This window comes from Mesorhizobium sp. M0152 (assembly GCF_040322415.1).
In the GTDB taxonomy this organism is placed as follows: Bacteria; Pseudomonadota; Alphaproteobacteria; order Rhizobiales; family Rhizobiaceae; genus Mesorhizobium.
In genome coordinates, this window is sequence record NZ_JAMYTH010000052.1 from 1 (window position 1) to 16,152 (window position 16,152).

Consider the following 16,152-nt stretch of genomic DNA (forward strand, 5'->3'; position numbering starts at 1 on the left):
CCGTTCGAATCATCAAAACCTCCAAAATGAGGCTTGAATCACTCAAAGGGCGAAAGTGGAATCCTGATTCTCAACAACCCCTAGCATGCATCTGTGAATTTTTGCGTGCGCATCGCTGCCGACACCGCCTGGCATGATTGTCGTGCTCGAAAACGGCTGCGGCGATCGCGGCAAAGCGATCGCCGCGATGATGGGGATCAACGCCTGGGCGTTGCATCGATGCGCGATACAGAGGCCTCCGCCTGGCATCGAGCAACATGCATGGAGGTACGCAAAGCGCAAATGAATCAAGTATTTGAAGGACGAGCCCCTCGCGCAAATGGAGCTTGCGCTGCCGTCGTCGTCCCATCGTGCCGCCGAACTCGGGGGCGTGACGATCGACCACGATGGCCCATTTTTTGCAAAGTCGAATGTCCCGATTCCGAAGGCGAGGGAAAAACTCCGACCACAGCGAAGAATAGTAACAACACGGGCGACGCAAGCCGCCTTGCCCTCTAGCAGGGGAGGTGCTTGCGGTGCTCTCACCGACACGAGATCGCAAATGGCACGTGGGTGAGCACCAGAACTGGAGACACGCATGGTGATCGGCTTGACTCGCTGGAGGAAACACAAGGCCTCAGCGGCCAGAGGCGCAAGAGACGGTCGAACACTGGCTGGCTGCTCGCGATCTGATCGAGGCGTAGTCGGACATGAAGCGTAGTGCCCTACCTCGATGTTCCTAGCCTGAAAAATTCATGGGAGTTCGTTGGCGGCGCCGCTAGTTGGAGCCGCGTCGAGCGCATCATCGCGCGGGTCGAGGTCGGCGCGCAAGGTGCCGTTACCCGCTTCGTCGTCACCAACCTTGCCGGTGGGAAGGCCAAGGCGCTCTACGAGCATGTCTACTGCCGCCGCGGCGCGGCCGAGAACCACATCAAGTCGTGGAAGACGCATCTTGCCGCCGACCGCACATCCTGCACCAGAGCGACGGCCAACCAGTTCCGGCTATTCCTGCATGCCGGGGCTTACTGGTTGATGTGGGGCTTGCGGGCCGCGATGCCGAGGCGCTCGAGCTTTGCCGTCGCCCAATTCGACACGCTGCGATTGCGCCTCATCAGAATCGCGGCGCGGGTGGTCGAGATGAAATCGCAAATCCGCCTGCACCTGCCGACATCGTGCCCCGACCAGCGCATCCTGCGCATCGTCCTCGATCGCATCCCCCAACTCGCGACATAACGATGGGGGCAGACGCCCCGAAACGAACCCGTCGACCGCAACCTGCAAACCCCCGCCTGCCATCACGACGGAGCAATCCCGGCGCCTGAAGAGACGCGGAAAAGCACCGCAACGGCGACCACAGCGTCGCTTCAGGCCGTCAAAAGCTATCGCCGTGCATCAAGGCGGCTAAACGTCCAGGCACTTGGGAAAGAGTGTCGCTTGCCGGCGATCCTCTCCCTCGACAAACCGATTCATCCCATGTCGGCTCTTCTGAGCCTTGTCCACCGAAAGCGGGATTCGGCCCGACCGGCCTTGGCCTGCACTGGCCGCAGCTCGATGCCGATGTGGATGTGCCGGCGCTGCTGCAAGGTGTGTTCGGCTCCAAGCGTTGGATGGCCGCGCAAGGTCGCTGGCGGTCTATAAGAACCGCTCGTGGTCTGTTGCGACACACGGAGCGGCCTTTTGCCCGAGAGCCATGCCGGCCTCCTTTCGTCGGCTGGACCAGCAAACAATATGAGAGTTCCTCTATGAGAGTTCCTCTCTGATTGGGGTCGTTTAGGTCAAGCGGCATCGTAAACTTAAAGAGCGCGAGGCGGTCGTAGCCCGCTTGCCCCACGGCGGTTCAAGCCCGCGCGATTTTGCCCAGAGGTTCATTGCCTCTGAACGCAGTTCGCGATGATGGCTGGAGGAGATTTCGTGGCGGGGGATGTGGAACAGGTTGGCAATCGGATCATGAATTGAGACGAAGCGCTGCAAATGGCGTTGTGACTTGAAGCGTTTCATGATCCGTTCCCGTCGCCGGACTGGCTGATGGGAATTCTCCGCCCGATTGTTCAAGCCTTTATGCGAACGGTGATCGACACCCGGCATGATCTCTCGCTTTGCAGCGTCGTAAGACCGAAGCTTGTCGGTGATCATCACGCGCGGCGCGCGGCCTTGGCCCTTCAACAGCTTGCGCATCAGACGCTTGGCCGCCTTGGCATTGCGACGACTTTGCACCAGAACCTCCAGGACGAAACCGTCCTGATCGACGGCGCGCCAGAGCCAGTGCTTCTTGCCACGGATCGAAACGACGGCCTCGTCGAGATGCCACTTGTCACCCAGCCGACCCGCTGAGCGGCGGCGGATCTCGCTGGCAAAGGTCCGCCCGAATTTCTCTGCCCAAAGCCGGACTGTCTGATGCGAGACAATAATCCCTCGTGCCGCCAGCAAGTCCTCGACCATTCGCAAACTGAGAGGAAAACGGAAATAGAGCCAGACAGCATGGGCGATGATCTCGGCGGGGAAGCGATGGCGGCGGTAGAGTGGGTCACGCTCTGTCATAGCCCGTCATCGCACATCGGTATCCACGCTTCGTTAAGCTGACGATGCCCTAGAGAATGATGCGCAATTAAGACATTGCTTAAGTATCAAATAATCTGCGTCGAAAACAGAACGGCGAAATAACGGATTTCTAATATACAATGCTGTAGTATAAGCGATAACTAATTTATTATTTATGATCTTGACCAACAAAACTAGCCGTGTCAATTAGCCTTTTGTCTGTATTCCGTTCCAAAAATAGAGCGAGGTAGGCAAACATAGAGCGAGGTAGACAATGTTAAATTCCCCTCTTAAGCCCGTTTCCCTAGCCGCTTTCGCGCTCGCGATGGCAAGCAGCGTCGCCTTTGGCGGGAGTACGCTTAGTCAGCTGTCGCAAAAAAGCATTGATGGTGCGGGGCGCAATATCATGCGCACCGCCGATGGCGGATTGGTCTCAACCTATTCCGTTGGCACCGGCTCGCGTCTCGACCTTGTCTTCAGCGCATCGCTGGACAATGGCGACAGCTGGAATGAGACTGTCGTCAAGGGCGTTGACGGCAAGGCTCGCCAGGCAGCCATCGATTCCAATTTTCAAGGCTCCTATATCGCCTTCACGGAAGAACGTGACGGCGATACCGTCGGCAGGATCGCGTTTGCCAGCGCGCCGTTGGCTGACAAGCCCCAAATTGTCGTCTCCGAAGCCGTAACACCTGCCGGCGTCGAAGCGACCGACACATTTATTCAGGCGTCGCGCAAAGGCTGGGGCGCTCTTGCTGACGAAAATCGTGAAACCGTAGTCTATGGTTGGCAGGACAAGCAATCGAAGAGCCTCTATGTCGGCGTTTCCATGGACGGACGCACCTTTCCCATGGCACGGAAGGTGATCGAAGACATCTATGCGACGTCAGGGCCAGCCGTTGCCATCCGGGGCAACTATGTCATCGCAACCTATCAGACCACGAACCCCGCTTTCGCTCCGTCCGATGTGGCGCAAGAAACGATATCGCAACGATCTTATCCTGCCTGGATCGAATCCATGGATGGCGGCGAGAGCTGGTCTCAACCGAAGCCATTGTTTGGGTTCAAAGCGGCAGATTATCCCGTGGTCAAAGTTGAGTCACAACCGGGCCAGTACGACAATCTGCGGTTGGCTGGCGGCACGTCCCAGCCTAATTCGCCGATCCTCAATTGGGGAGGGATAGGCGATAGGATTGGCGGCGGCGGCGGTTCGCGCGATTCCGGTACCACGGATGTTGGCGCCGAAGACAAATCGGCGGCGGCGGCAGATGTTTCTCAAATGGAAGGGGCTGCAGCCGCTCTTAATCCCGACGACGGCATAACCTTCGTGCAGACATCGATGATGGGAATAGACGGAGCCGGCCGGAAGGGCGAAGTCAGCATTGTCAGTTTCCGTCAGATCAAGCCCGACGCGCCATGGACGCATGTTATAGCGAACAACAAACTGTCGGCAAATAGCCGGGACGCTGAGACATCGAAAACGGATGCAGCGACATCGCATTTCCAATATAGCGCGCTCATCGACACGCCGGTTCGGGCGACCACATATAAGGAGACTAGCAATGGAGATGCTCGTCTCGTCGTTGCGGTCTCAACCGATACCGGCAAGGTGTTTAATCGGCACGTAAGCTTCACGCGCGACGCATTGTCCGACCTGGGGCTTCAAGGCTTCGATGACAAAGCGATCTTCGCGGCCAGCCAGTGTTTGTTCGAAGATCGCAACGGAGACGTCTTCGTCGATCTGCTCGTATCGCAGGGCGACAACACGCGCTACGCTCGCCTGCCGATCGGCGTTAATGCGGCTCAGTTGAGAGCGGCCGCCAAGCCCAGCGGTCCATAGACCCTTTCCGGGGTTGCATTGCATCTTTCCCATTCCACCAGATTTGGCGTGCGACACGCACCTGTACTGAACGGGTGCGTTGGCCACTCCCAAGATAGAACGAGGTAGAGAATGTATAATTTTCCTTTGAAGCCCGTTTCCCTGGCCGCCTTTGCGTTCGCGATGGCAAGCAGTGTCGCCTTTGGCGGGAGTATGCTCAATCAGCTGTCACAAGAAAGCATTGATGGTGCAGGGCGCAATATCATGCGCACCGCCGATGGCGGACTGGTCTCAACCTATTCCGTTGGTAATGGCTCGCGTCTCGACCTCATCTTCAGCGCTTCGCTGGACAATGGCGAAAGCTGGAATGAGACTGTCGTCAAGGGCGTTGACGGCAATGTGCGTCAGGCAGCCATCGATTCCAATTTTCAAGGCTCATATATTGCCTTCACAGAAGAACATGATGGCGTGACTGTCGGCAGGATCGCTTTTGCCAGCGCACCGTTCGCTGACAAGCCCCAAATTGTCGTCTCCGAAGCCGTAACACCTGCAGGCGTCGAAGCGACCGACACATTTATTCAGGCGTCGCGCAAAGGCTGGGGCGCTCTTGCTGACGAGCACCGTCAAACGGTTGTCTACGGTTGGCAGGACAAGCACTCGAAGAGCCTCTATGTCGGCGTTTCCAAGGACGGCCATACCTTCCCGATGGCCAGCAAGGTTGTTGACGATCCGTATGCGACGTCAGGGCCAGCCGTCGCCATCCGGGGCACCTACGTCATTGCAAGTTATCAGACCACCAACCCCGCATTCGCTCCGTCCGATGTGGCGCAAGAAACGACATCGCAACGATCCTATCCCGCCTACATCGAATCCCAGGATGGCGGCGAGATCTGGTCTCAACCGAAGCCATTGTTTGGGTTCAAAGCGGCAGATTATCCGGTGGTCAAAGTTGAGTCACAACCGGGCCAGTACGACAATCTGCGGTTGGGAGGCGGCACGTCCCAGCCGAATTCGCCCACCCTCAATTGGGGTGGCACGCGTGAATTGGGCCAGACAGACGATGACAAGACCCTTTCATCCTTGGACCCATCCGTCGATCCCAATAACGGTATAAGCTTTGTTCAGACCTCGATGATGGCTACGGACGGCAAGGGGCGGCGGGGCGAAGTCAGCATTGTGAGCTTCAAAGCCATCCGGCCTGTGAATGCACCGTGGCAGCACGTCATTGCGAACAACAAGCTCTCGCAAGTTGTGCAGAATACCGAGACATCGAACCCCGGCATGTCGACGTCGCATTTCCAATATAGCGCGCTCATCAACACTCCAATTCGAGCGACGGCATATAAGGAATATGATGAAGGCAACGGCAATGCCCGGCTTGTCGTTGCGGTCTCCACCGACACCGGCATGAATTTCACCAATCATGTGAGCTTTACCGCCGACGAATTGGCCAAGCAGGGGGTGCAGGCGTTTGGCGAGGAGGCCATCTTCTCGTCAAGTCAATGTCTCTTTGAAGACCGGAACGGCGATGTCTATCTCGACCTTTTCGTATCGCAGGGCGGCGATACACACTATGCTCGCGTGCCAATAGGCGTGAACGCGAGCCAATACAGAGGATCAGGCCGTTCGTAAGAACTGCAACCGAGAGTGCGACCCGACAGGGTCGCACTCTGCCTTTGATTGACCAACCCTTGGTAGTTCTGCTTGATTGCGAGGTAACGAATGCTGCATCATATCGAAATCTATGTTTCAAACATCGATGCTTCGTATGCCTTTTGGGAAACGATTCTGGCGAGAATCGGTTATAAAGAAACGTCCGCGTGGGACGATGGATTTACCCTTCGAAGAAAACGGGAAGCTTATCTGACATTCGTACAGGTGTCCGATAAATACAAGAATCATAAATATCATAGAAGCGGGGTCGGCCTGAATCATATTGCTTTCAAAATCGAAGAGCGATCAGAAGTAGATTCGATGCGACAGTACTGCATCGAAAATTCTATCCCCATGTTATATGATGATCGATACCCATTCGCTAGCGGTATCAAAGATTATTATGCCCTGTTTGTAGAGGATCCGGATCGAATAAAGATTGAATTTGTTGCAGGCCACTGACCTGGTAATTTCACAATGTTCTCCCGTGTTAACGCCGGCGCGTGAGAAGGCGCAGTGGGGCCATGCGATTTCCTTCTAGATCCATCAAAAATGTCGTCGCTTGTTCACTCGTTTTTCTAGCGCTTGCTCCCTTGGGCTCATTCGCGGGTGACGACTGGTACGACGCGAAGAAGACCGGTGGGGCGCTGACCGTATATTCATTCGGGGAGTCGCCCTACAATCATGCCGCTCCTTTCCTCGAGCTCGAGGAGCGGCGCGTCTTCTCCAATGGTGCGCTTGCCTTCAGGAATAGCCATCCGATCGACGGGCTTTCGAGCGTCGAAAGCGGCCCGCCTATCGAAGCTGATTACAATGCTCGTTCCTGCGAAAGCTGCCATCCGAGCGACGGCCGAGGGATTTCGCACACAGAGGCGTTCGATTCGACTGGCTTTTCGGTCAAGGCATCAAGCCATCACTCTGTCCCGCCGGTATTCCGAAACATACTCGTCCCAAGCGTTTCCCAGAAACTTCAAGGCGTGGAATGGGAAACGAAGCAACAGATCACGCTAGGGGGCCAACTCGTCGAGCTCGTTGCACCTGTAGCAATTGTCGATGGCGAGAAAAGACTTGTCGATCTGCGCAATGCGCCAGGAGTCTACGGTTTAGGCTTGCTCGAAGCGATTTCTGACGACGAGATTAGAAAAGCAGCTGAAAAACAAGAATTCTCGGCATTCGGTGTGAGAGGCATCGTCGGGACGGCATGCGAGCAGCGGGCCAGCAACTCTTGTGATAAAGTCGGCCGTTTCGGATGGAAGGCAACTGTTTCCAATCTGAATATGCAGACGCGCTCGGCTCTCGCCGGTGAGCTCAGCATTCATCAACCTATCCCCAAAGAGACCGCACCTAACGCCCGATCGGAATATGATCGATTGGTGACGGACCTTGCCGAATACCTCAAAGTGCTGGCCGTGCCGGCGCGACGGCTCGACAACGCAAATGAGAATGCGCGAGGCGCGCGCTTATTCGAGGAAGCGGGCTGCGCCATGTGCCACAGGCCGTCTTTGCAAACAAGCTCGCGGGAAGACACGGACAAGCGGGTTCGTGGTCAGCGAATTTATCCGTTCACCGACATGCTGCTCCACGACATGGGTGAAGCTCTTGCGGACAGTAATGATGACGGCCTCAGCCGATATTGGCGAACGCCCGCTCTTTGGGGCATCGGCATGCAAGGCACTGTCTCGGAGAAAGTCGGCTACCTGCACGATGGACGGGCGCGCAACTTCTTGGAGGCCATCCTTTGGCATGGCGGAGAGGCGACCTATTCCGTGTCGCGCTTCAAGGACCTCCCCAAGGACGACAGGGACCGGCTGGTTGCGTTCCTGTCGTCATTGTGAGGTCAGCAGCCAGCGGAAGGTGTGGAGCGGTTCCCAATCGCAACTGCGGAAAGCATGCGACCAATATCGAAGTGTGGAGCTAGATCGTGCGCAATCTCAATTATAACTTCCAGTTTCGAAAAGCATGGAAGTCCTTGGCGACGATCATCGGAGTATTTATACTTTCGGTTTTTTCCGCGAAGGTGTGTCTAGCACAGGAGGCTCCATATTTTGCCCGAAATCCATCAGGGTATGGTTCCAGCCTTGTCTTTGAATTCAATGGCCGCATTTGGCTCCAGGAACGGGGGAAGTTCGCGCGCCGAATAACTGGTGGCCATACTGACGAAACGTCGCCAATGCTTTCCCCGGATGGAAAGCATGTCGCATTTTCCGCATTGGACGGCCGATCATCGGAGATTTTCTTTGCCTCACCGGCCACGGGGGAAATCGTCCGTCTGACCTATGACGGCGGCCTCGATGCAAAGGTAGAGGGATGGCTTGGCAACTCCCAAGTGCTCTACTCAACGACGATAAAATCGAAGAAACGCGGGCCGCTGCTTTTCATCGTCGATATCGCGACACGTAGGGTGAGACCTGTTCCATTGGCAGAGGCCTCAGAGGGATGTCTTTTCAAAGGAAGCGTCATATTCGTCAAAAACGAGAAGCTCATCGACAATAACAGGCTGTATCGTGGGGGGTATGCGCAATCGATATTCCGAATCTCGGCCGATATCCTTGCCGACATCGCGCCCGGCGCTGTAACTCCTGGAATCCAAGCGGTTCCGTTGACCTCCTCCTACTCGGGAATAAGCCGTCAGCCGCTATGTGCGCTCAATCGTATCTATTTTCTGTCTGACCGCAGCGGCCGCTTCAACCTATGGTCCATAGACCTAAACGGCGCGAATCTAAAGCAGCACACGTTTGAAAGTGTCTACGACATCGGTTCGATTTCGTTGCTGGGCGACGGGTCAATCCTGTACCAGCAACTGGGCGACGTCTATTCTTTCGACCCGACGAGCGGCAAGACTGAGAAGGTTGAGATACGTCTGCCTCCGCATGCGGTCAGCACCGTCGATTTGATGACGTTCAATACGAACGACGCGACCGAGCTGCAGCTGTCCAATGACGCGAAACGTGCAGTGATCGTATTGCGGGGGAATTTGTGGTCAGTCGACGTCGCCGCCAAAACGGCGTCGTGCCTGGAATGCAGCCCAGCTGCCCGGGTGAAATCGGTGCGTCTTGCAGCCGGGGACAATCTCTTTGCACTATCGGACATGAGCGGAGAAGACAGAATTTATCGATTTGACCTCCGCAGTGGGGACGCGAAGGAAGTCCACAATGATATTGTGGAGCCACTTGAAGATATTTCGGTGTCGCCGGATGGTTCGATCATGATCGCCATCACGATCTCCGGAAAGTTGTACCGGCTTGACTCTCAAACGGGCCGCGCAGCGATCATAGATGTCGCCTCAAAAACCATGCCGCGATGGTTGAGCTGGGCTGCGAACAGCAGGAAAATGGCATTTGTGACCTACACGCCGCAAGACATCGGCCGTGTGTCCATATTTGATGTTGACTGCAATACCGTCACTCACGTAACCAGCGGTCGGTATGAGTCCTATTTTCCGGCTTTTTCTTCAGACGGTAGGAAGCTCTACTTCATTTCGGAAACAAATTTCCGTTCGACGGTAACCGATCCTTGGGCACCCAGAAACTACTGGCCGGACTATCAACACCGCGGCCTTATCTATTCGATCGATTTGGACAGGGTCGGTGATTCCAGTGCCGGTCTCAAGACATCTACGGCGCAGAACAGCTCTTGGTCCGAGTGCGCCGACAATGGATATGCACGCCCGTTGACGATGCGCGATTACCAGTTGGCAACGGAAGAATTGCCGATCGTGGCCGCGAACTATGCCATGTTGTTTGCGGTCGGGGATCGTCCATACGCTGTCGTGAAAAAAGCTGTTCGTGACGAAAAAGGCAATCTCGTGGACTTCCCGAAACTGTCGGAAGGACGCCGCCGAGTTTCGCGTCCCCTTTTTGACGAAGATATTTTCAAAATCGAATGGTCGGCGGATAAGCGGTCGCTGATAGCCATAGGCCGAGGCGGGCTCTTTGCTGCACAAGTGCCGCCTGACGGCACGTTGCCGCAAAAGACGGATTTGAACAATGTTTCGAACCTGGCCGTGAAAATCGACAAATCGGTTGAGCGTGTTCAGATGTTCAATGAGATGTGGCGGCTTTACCGGGATTATTTCTGGGATCCCAAAATGAACGGGAAGAATTGGGAAGATGCCCGGCGCAAATACATCGGATTCTTGTCAAGGGTGTCGAACCGAACCGAGTTCAACGAGGTAGCATCCGCGATGGTTGCCGAGCTCGGCGTAGGCCATACATCGATGCGCTCACCGATTGATTTCCCGGACAAGCAGCGCGGCCTAGGAAGATTGGGAGGGGCGTTTTCCGATGGCGACGGCGATGGCGTGAGGGTCGTAGAAGTCTATGACGGCGATATCGACCTGGCGGAAGACAGATCGCCATTGAGCTTGGCCAATCCGCCGATAGTCCCCGGGGACCAAATTACGCAGATCAACGGCGCACGCGTTCGCAACCAAAGCTCTTTTGATGAACTTCTCGATGGGCAGGAGGGACAAACGCTATCGATAACAGTCAGCAAAGCGGATGGTCGCGTGCTGCACAATGCGGTGAAAACGATCAGCCCAACCGAAGAGGCATTTTTGCGCTACAGGCATTGGACCTTTTCAAATCAGGAGATGGTGGACAAATTAAGCGGCAGAAAGGTCGGTTATCTGCACCTCTATGCATCCTATGAAAGGGATTTGGCAACTATCGTACAGCAATATCCATCCATGCAAGGTAGAAAAGGCATGATAATTGATGTTCGCGGAAATAATGGCGGGAACATGGATGCGTGGATATTGAATTTTCTACAACGAAAGACGTGGATGTACTTAAATGGTCGCTACGACAGCGTTCTATTTAAGAATCCAAGGGATTCTTTCGAAGGAAAAATTGTTGTTTTGGTCGATGGTGACACATACTCCAATGGCGAATTGATCGCTGAAGGCGTGCGGCGTATGGGTTTAGGCGTTCTGATTGGCACGCGAACGTCAGGAGCAGGCATTTGGGTCAATAGCGGCAGAACCCTAGTTGACGGCGGCCCGGTCCGGATTCCTGAATCGGGTTCCTACGTCAAAGAAAACGGGGTTTCTCGATGGCTTATTGAGGGCGAGGGTATCAGACCCGACATATACGTCGAGAATGACCCTTATCTGTTTTATCATGGCTACGATAAGCAGCTGCGTGCCGCTGTCGACTATCTCATGCACTGACGTCGTACTGCTGCCGACCAGCGATGAGAAAGAGGACGACCAAGACGATGACTCCGAGCCGGAGCCGGTGGAGGATGCCGATTGGTTTTGTTGCAACGGCTGAATAGGGGCGCAGAGAGGCCTGATGCGAGGTCAATCAGGCGGCGAGGATTTCGAACTGCTCGGCCAGGGACGGATTCGGATTGAAGGCGTACCTCGCCTGTCGCTTGCGCATCATGTGGATCATTTCGATGCCGGAAAGGATGGTGGAGGCGGTGGCCGTCGATTTGAAGCCGAGCATCGGCCGGACCCGGCGCTTGATGCGCCGATGGTCCTGCTCGATTCGATTGTTCAAATACTGGCTCCGGCGGATGCGGATCGGCTTCAGCCGGCGTCGGGTGCGATCCTGCAAGCGATTTGTGGTGTCGCAGGAAGCGATCGCCTCGTGGTTGGTCTGGCTCCCGTCGATGACGACGCGATCCGGTCGGCCAGGACGCTCCAGCGCCTTTCTGAAGAAGCGTTTGGCCGACGGCAGGTCGCGCTGCTCGCTGAAATAGAATTCGACGCTAACCGCACAACTCAAAGAGATGAAGCTGATCGACATCTGGAACGAACGCGGGATAGGCCTTGCCATCCCTGCGGTCGAGATGTCACGACACCGGTCGTGGGTCTTCAAAACCCCGCACCTTGAAAACAGCAAGCACCGTGACGACGACTACACACTTGTCGACGTCTGCATGGCGACCACGGCGGCGCCAGTTTTTCGATCGGTGGCCTGGTTGCCCAATCCCAAAATGCAGGGCGGGCATGCCTTCGTGGATGGTGGCCTTTGGGCCAACAATCCGATCCTGGTCGGACTGACTGACGCCCTTGAGCTCACAAAACCAGGTGATGCCATTGAAATCTTTTGCCTTGGAACCTGTCCGCCGCCATCCGGCGACCAGATTACGCCGGCTCTGGTTGACCGCGGCTACAAGGAGTGGCGTTTCGGGGCGGACGCGGCTGCGGTCAGCATCAGCGCGCAACAATATGCCTTCGACCATATTGCCCGCATGATGGGCAAACATACCGATCGGGAGCTCTCGATCATCCGCTTTCCGCATGGTGATACTTGTCGTCTGCAAGGGGGATATCGACGAAATGCCAGTTGTAACTCTCGGGATGCAGGGCATAGCGCACGTCGTCGGCCCAGCTCGCTACGGAGGCCATGGAGACCTCGCCGCCAAGGATGTGTTTGACCTCAAAAAGAGCCGTGGCGGTCAGCCGCCGCTGGGCGATCTCGGCGACGATCGCGTGGCCTTCAGGACCCCACGCGTAGGCGGGGCTCCACGCGATCGTCATCACCAACGCGACAATCCAGCGGCGCATACCTGTCTCCCTTGCCTCGCAGCCGTCGATCACAATGGCTGGGCGTCGTGACCTATTTCGTGTCGACCTTGATATCCAGCGTAGTGCCAGTCTCGTCACCATTGGCGAAGAACACGTCGTCGGCCATGGCTTGACTGGCCTCTTGCTCCACCATCTCGGGGGTCAGTGATCCGCCCTGGGCCTCGAGTTGGGGCACGTTGTCGGCCATGGTCTTCGCGAATTTGGCAGTTCCATATTGCGGACCGCGGACCGCGATCAATCCGCCGTTCTCATCCACCGAGAGCCCAGTCCCCGGCAACTGCAGGCTAGCGCCGACCTGGTTTATGCAGCCCAGTCCAACCCCGCAAGGCTTGCCTTTGATGAGCTTGATCCATTTCGGGCCGCCGACCAGGATGGCAAAATACATGATGCCGGCCTTCTCGGAACCCACGGCACTTGCACGCAAGGCGTCATAGAAGACCCGGTGGGTCTGCCGCCAAGAGCGGACATGCCGGTCACAATAATGATCGTGGATGATCGCCGCCTTGATGAAGCTTTCGTCGAAAGGCTTCCCGACAATCGGCTGCGCCCATGGAGGAATGCTGGCGCCATCAGTGATCAAGCCCTTGGCGGCCTGCCAGCCGACACCTTTGGGATCGATGAAGCTGAAATCAGCGCCGAGCTCGCAGTGGCCCGTGCTTTCGCAACCCGCAGGCGACAGAACAAGAGTCCCGACGAAATCGGCGTGCGCGGCCTGGACGCCGGCTAAGAGCATAAACGCGATGAACAGAACCGCAGAAGACTTCGCGAGAAAGGGTAGTTGTGTTAACTGACGCAGGCCAAACATGAGGCTGCTCTCCTTTGCTATCTACTTACCACAGCGATAGCGGGAATGGACATGCCATAGTGTCTGATTTTTTAACAGGGGGGTGAAGAATGAGCTGTCTGATTGGCTACGACTTGAACCGCGAGGGTGCGAACTACTCCGCCAAAAATACGGCCCTGCGCAACCACATCAAAGAGAGATATCCGAAGTACTGGGCACACTTGGATTCCACGTTCACAGTTGTAACAGATCTCACCGCCGAGTTGATCAGACATGACCTTCTTCCCTTCGTTGACGAGAACGATGAGCTCCTCGTCGTGGAGCTCACACACGAGGGGGCATGGCATGGCTTCAGCGAGAAGGGGCGCAACTGGCTGTTGAAAGACTTGTGACCTGACACAACCCACGCCCTCATATGGCGCCCTTCGCCGGGGGCTGTCGGTCCCGCATCCCGCCTGGTGGCGGCGCTATACTGATGCTCCTGCGGCCGCCCTGTTGAACCGGTCTCAGGGCCACGAACTTTCTCCAGCACCGAACTGATATGGTCTCACTGTCGGACATTTCGGTGCTTCCGCTTTGTGCGCCCTTTTTGCTCAAGGCCGCCGGTGCGGTCACTGATCGCGATGTACCTGACGGCACGGGGTTGGGGGAGAGAGGCGCGCGGCCCGCTCTCCCGGCAAGCCGCCAGCGTTGGCCTCCCCCATCTTCCCACGCTTCGCTCCGTGCAGACCAGGGAGATCCCTCCGCCCCGGGACTTGTCCCCACTCTCCCCGCCACTCGCCGCGAGGCAGGGGTTCAAGCGACCTTAACCCGCAGGAACAGGGGACGTCTGGAAAGCGAAAGTAAGGAGCAACCCATGAATATCGCAGAAATCACCATACCGCTTTGCAAGCTGGTGCCGAGCAAGGCGAATGTGCGCCCTGTTAATTCCGAGGCGGGCAAAGCGGAGCTGGCCGCAACCATCGAGGCCCACGGCCTAATCCACCAGTGATCGTGGTTAGGGCCCGGCGCAGGCAAGCCAAATGCTCTACGGGTTGAAGGGCAGTTGCTGCCCCGGGCATTGGCTAGAAACCTGACGGGTATGAATTGGGAGTGGCGGCGGGACTTGAACCCGCGACCTCCTCGCCCCTAAATAGCGGTGTCACGCACTGTCTAGGTCGAAAGCGAGGTGCTCTGTCCGCTGAGCTACGCCACGATCTGGTTTACCCGTCGTTGCTAACGACCAGCTTCGGCCGTTTCCGGGATAGCCTTTCCGATTTCGCCTCGGCGGCTTTCTTGATCTCGGCAGCCTTCTCCACCGCGAACGGTTTCGCCGCCTCGATCAGTCCGTCGAAGTTATAGCGGTTCGTCATGCTACCATTGGGCGTGTTGCGTCGTTCCTCCCGGGCGAGGAGGCCGATGGCTTCCAGTGCGGCAATTCGTTTCTGGATTGTGCGGGGCGTGACCCCGATGGCCTTCGCTATCGTCTCCACCGATGGGTGGGGCAGATTTTCCGGCAGCCACCCGTATTGCACCAGGTGGATCACGATGTTCATGTCGAGCGCATCCAGGCCGAGGGCCTGTTGTTTTTCGATAATGATGTTGGGGAAGGCGCTCCAGCCGGTGGCCATCAGCGTCTTGGTCCATTTCTTTTCGTTGATGCGAAGTTTCGTGACTTCGGCTTTGGCGGTATCCGGCTGGGCCATTGGAGGCTCCCTGTGGTGAACTGCACCCAGATATGGTGGTCTGCCGCGCTGACGCAAGGGCAACAGGGGCGAACCTGTATTCAGGGGGCGGGTGTCCTGGAACTCACCCAGTCCGTGTCCCTCCATTCGGGGGCCGGGGAACCGCGCTGCACCCAAAGTAGATGACTTGATGATACTAATCGTCGATCAGACGAATCCCGCTATATGCAAGGTACAGAGGATAGGTGCCCCTGAACGACGGTTCACCCGGGCTATTGACATGTGGTTTATGCACACAGATAGTTTCTATGATCATCAATTCGAGATTGGTTGCAGCCGGCGTTAGACGTCGGGCAATCGATCACGTTACCGTTAGGCGAGGTGACTTATGGATTTTACAGCTGACGTGCTTCATCGCCTCGAAAAGAACGCGAAGGCGGCAGCCGGCGTTTCGAAAAAGGCCGCCGACAAAGAGCTGAAAAAAATCGGAATCCTGACCCCTAAGGGTAAGTTGGCATCGCCCTACCGGAATGAAAAGCCTAAAGCCCGCCGGAAGGCGAAAGTGGCTTAGAAACGCCCCTCTGGGCGTTTTTTCAGCTTACAGTAGGCGGAAAACCCCTCTTATGCAGTCGGGGTTGCGAATGCAGATTTGGATGTGGCTTTTTTTGAAGAAGCCTGAGCCCTCATAAAGTGCGCCGCCCTCTTGATAGAGACCACGCAAGCTGTCGGCGGGCGGGTGGTTGATGTCTTTGATCATTTTATGCAAGGTCATGACCACAGCGCAATCCCGTCGCCTCAGCAGCGCATCCGTCCCGCCCTCGTTTATCGGCACGGGGTTGCCGCTGGAGGCGGACAAAGACACCAATTTGTCATACGCTTGGCTTAGCGCCTGAAGGCTTTGCTCATTCAGGGTATCGATGCAGTTCCCCAAGGTCAGCGCCGCCCCCACGACCATCGGTTTCTTTACGCGCCCCCATTTCACTTGCTGGTGAGCAAAGCTCAATGCGCGCTCTGGGTTCGCCTCCCAGAAGTAGATACCGTGACCCAGCCAATCGTAATCGTTCTCGCTTGGCTCAAACTTGTTTCCGGCAAGAATCTTCTCACCGACCGCTTCGTCGCAGCCATGATAGCCCAGTAGGAGATTGGTGCTGAGTGCGTGATACATGCAAATCGTAGTCCT

13 protein-coding genes, 1 tRNA gene and 3 pseudogenes are annotated in these 16,152 nt (G+C 56.4%); 10 read left to right on the forward strand and 7 right to left on the reverse strand.

Annotation, left to right across the window (positions count from 1 at the left end; genetic code table 11):
- Window positions 1-738: 738 nt before the first annotated feature.
- A pseudogene (locus NKJ26_RS29990) lies at window positions 739-1,212 on the forward strand (transposase); the annotation flags it as partial.
- Between the two features lie 537 nt (window positions 1,213-1,749).
- On the opposite strand, the gene NKJ26_RS29995 reads toward NKJ26_RS29990, so the two are convergent.
- On the reverse strand, window positions 1,750-2,517 hold the full coding sequence (locus tag NKJ26_RS29995; protein WP_352699173.1) for an IS6 family transposase: 768 nt from the start codon (window positions 2,515-2,517) through the stop codon (window positions 1,750-1,752).
- 325 nt (window positions 2,518-2,842) lie between these two features.
- Here NKJ26_RS29995 and NKJ26_RS30000 point away from each other — a divergent pair, with 325 nt between their 5' ends.
- The 5 genes from NKJ26_RS30000 (at window position 2,843) to NKJ26_RS30020 (ending at window position 11,156) form a co-directional block, all read left to right on the forward strand.
- Complete coding sequence (locus NKJ26_RS30000; RefSeq protein ID WP_352699175.1) at window positions 2,843-4,354, forward strand: hypothetical protein; 1,512 nt, start codon at window positions 2,843-2,845, stop codon at window positions 4,352-4,354.
- A 111-nt stretch (window positions 4,355-4,465) separates the two neighbouring features.
- Complete coding sequence (locus NKJ26_RS30005; RefSeq protein WP_352699176.1) at window positions 4,466-5,965, forward strand: hypothetical protein; 1,500 nt, start codon at window positions 4,466-4,468, stop codon at window positions 5,963-5,965.
- A gap of 90 nt (window positions 5,966-6,055) precedes the next feature.
- The gene (locus tag NKJ26_RS30010) at window positions 6,056-6,448 is read left to right on the forward strand and encodes a VOC family protein (RefSeq protein ID WP_352572524.1); all 393 of its coding nucleotides are present in this window, start codon (window positions 6,056-6,058) and stop codon (window positions 6,446-6,448) included.
- Window positions 6,449-6,510: 62 nt separating this feature from the next.
- Window positions 6,511-7,821, forward strand: coding sequence for a di-heme oxidoredictase family protein (locus NKJ26_RS30015; protein WP_352699178.1), 1,311 nt, complete (start codon window positions 6,511-6,513; stop codon window positions 7,819-7,821).
- 86 nt (window positions 7,822-7,907) lie between these two features.
- Window positions 7,908-11,156, forward strand: a complete 3,249-nt coding sequence (locus tag NKJ26_RS30020) for a S41 family peptidase (protein ID WP_352699180.1) — start codon at window positions 7,908-7,910, stop codon at window positions 11,154-11,156.
- Window positions 11,157-11,292: 136 nt separating this feature from the next.
- Here the strand turns inward: NKJ26_RS30020 and NKJ26_RS30025 are convergent.
- Window positions 11,293-11,703 (reverse strand): annotated as a pseudogene (locus NKJ26_RS30025) (DDE-type integrase/transposase/recombinase); the annotation flags it as partial.
- Window positions 11,704-11,872: 169 nt separating this feature from the next.
- Between NKJ26_RS30025 and NKJ26_RS30030 the strand changes: the two are divergent.
- A pseudogene (locus tag NKJ26_RS30030) lies at window positions 11,873-11,926 on the forward strand (hypothetical protein); the annotation flags it as partial.
- Between the two features lie 295 nt (window positions 11,927-12,221).
- Here the strand turns inward: NKJ26_RS30030 and NKJ26_RS30035 are convergent.
- Window positions 12,222-12,503 (reverse strand): S1/P1 nuclease, encoded by a 282-nt coding sequence (locus NKJ26_RS30035; protein WP_352699182.1) that lies wholly within the window; start codon window positions 12,501-12,503, stop codon window positions 12,222-12,224.
- A 52-nt stretch (window positions 12,504-12,555) separates the two neighbouring features.
- On the reverse strand, window positions 12,556-13,329 hold the full coding sequence (locus NKJ26_RS30040; RefSeq protein ID WP_352699184.1) for a DUF1353 domain-containing protein: 774 nt from the start codon (window positions 13,327-13,329) through the stop codon (window positions 12,556-12,558).
- An 89-nt stretch (window positions 13,330-13,418) separates the two neighbouring features.
- Between NKJ26_RS30040 and NKJ26_RS30045 the strand changes: the two genes are divergently transcribed.
- Both NKJ26_RS30045 and NKJ26_RS30050 read left to right on the forward strand, forming a co-directional pair.
- Window positions 13,419-13,700: a hypothetical protein gene (locus tag NKJ26_RS30045; protein ID WP_352699186.1), complete on the forward strand. Its 282-nt coding sequence runs from the start codon at window positions 13,419-13,421 to the stop codon at window positions 13,698-13,700.
- A 464-nt stretch (window positions 13,701-14,164) separates the two neighbouring features.
- Complete coding sequence (locus NKJ26_RS30050; RefSeq protein ID WP_352699188.1) at window positions 14,165-14,299, forward strand: hypothetical protein; 135 nt, start codon at window positions 14,165-14,167, stop codon at window positions 14,297-14,299.
- 96 nt (window positions 14,300-14,395) lie between these two features.
- Here NKJ26_RS30050 and NKJ26_RS30055 read toward each other — a convergent pair.
- Window positions 14,396-14,503, reverse strand: a tRNA-OTHER gene (locus NKJ26_RS30055).
- Window positions 14,504-14,510: 7 nt separating this feature from the next.
- Window positions 14,511-14,993 (reverse strand): helix-turn-helix domain-containing protein, encoded by a 483-nt coding sequence (locus NKJ26_RS30060; RefSeq protein WP_352699190.1) that lies wholly within the window; start codon window positions 14,991-14,993, stop codon window positions 14,511-14,513.
- Between the two features lie 367 nt (window positions 14,994-15,360).
- Here NKJ26_RS30060 and NKJ26_RS30065 point away from each other — a divergent pair, with 367 nt between their 5' ends.
- Window positions 15,361-15,543 (forward strand): hypothetical protein, encoded by a 183-nt coding sequence (locus NKJ26_RS30065; protein ID WP_352699192.1) that lies wholly within the window; start codon window positions 15,361-15,363, stop codon window positions 15,541-15,543.
- Between the two features lie 27 nt (window positions 15,544-15,570).
- Here the strand turns inward: NKJ26_RS30065 and NKJ26_RS30070 are convergent, their stop codons facing one another.
- Complete coding sequence (locus NKJ26_RS30070) at window positions 15,571-16,137, reverse strand: hypothetical protein (RefSeq protein ID WP_352699194.1); 567 nt, start codon at window positions 16,135-16,137, stop codon at window positions 15,571-15,573.
- Window positions 16,138-16,152: the final 15 nt, after the last annotated feature.